Annotated in this window: 1 protein-coding gene; it reads left to right on the forward strand. The window is 67.8% G+C overall.

The window, feature by feature from the left end; all coding sequences use genetic code 11:
• The first annotated feature begins 83 nt into the window (after positions 1-83).
• Positions 84-1,205: an IS630 family transposase gene (locus ABT403_RS38985; RefSeq protein WP_351650973.1), complete on the forward strand. Its 1,122-nt coding sequence runs from the start codon at positions 84-86 to the stop codon at positions 1,203-1,205.
• Positions 1,206-1,244 lie beyond the last annotated feature (39 nt).

The following is a 1,244-nucleotide window of genomic DNA, read 5'->3' on the forward strand; positions in this document are numbered from 1 at the left end:
CCTAGTGCTGTGACCGGGAAGGTTTGCCGGGTTGCTCGTTGTGCTGGTCGGATGTGACGACTTCGACAGGCATGGGGGCGGGCATGGCGTTACCGGTCCGGGTTCGCGGGCTGACCGAGCAGGAAGGCCAGAAACTGCAGCAGATTGTTCGGCGGGGCAGTACCAGTTCGGTGCGGTTCAGGCGGGCGATGATGCTGCTGGCGTCAGCCGGCGGCAGCACCGTCCCGGTCGTCGCACGGCTGGTCCAGGCGGATGAGGACACCGTCCGCGACGTGATCCACCGCTTCAACGAGATCGGGCTCGCATGCCTGAACCCTCAGTGGGCGGGAGGCCGTCCCCGCCTTCTCAATCGTGACGACGAGGACTTCGTCGTCCAGACGGCCACCACCCGCCCGACCGCACTGGGCAAGCCCTTCACCCGCTGGTCGGTGCGCAAGCTCGCCGACCACCTGCGACGCGACATCTCCCGGCCGATCCGCATCGGCCGCGAGGCCCTGCGCTGCCTGCTGACCCGCCGGGGCATCTCCTTCCAGCGCACGAAGACCTGGAAGGAGTCCCCGGACCCGGCCTTCGACGCCAAGCTCGCCAGGATCGAATACGCGATCAACGAGCGTCCTGACCGCACATTCGCCTTCGACGAGTTCGGGCCCCTGGGGATCCGTCCGACCGTGGGATGGTGCTGGGCCGGACAAGGCAGGCCGGACCGGCTGCCGGCCACCTACCGACGCACCCACGGCATCACCTATTTCCACGGCTGCTACTCCGTCGGCGACGACAAGCTCTGGGGCGTCAACCGCAGACGCAAGGGCATCGACCACACCTGGGCCTCCTTGCGGTCGATCCGCGCCGCCCGCCCCGACGGCGGGCCGATCTACGTGATCCTCGACAACCTCTCCGCCCACCTGAACTGGAAAATCCGAAGGTGGGCGGCCCGCAAGAAGGTCGAACTGTGTTTCACCCCGACCTACGCGTCCTGGGCCAACCCCATCGAGGCCCACTTCGGACCCCTGCGGCAGTTCACCCTGGCCAACTCACACCACCCGAACCACACCGCCCAGACCCGGGCCCTGCACGCCTACCTGCGCTGGCGCAACAAGCACACCCGACACCCCGACGTCCTCGCCGCACAACGACGCGAACGCGCCCGCATCCGAAGCGAGAAAGGCCTCCAATGGGGCGGCAGACCACTACCCGCCGCGGCCTGACTTCCCAACCCGGCAAACCTTCCCGGTCACAGCACTAGG

Source organism: Streptomyces sp. NPDC000075 (assembly GCF_040301925.1).
GTDB lineage: Bacteria > Actinomycetota > Actinomycetes > Streptomycetales > Streptomycetaceae > Streptomyces > Streptomyces polychromogenes.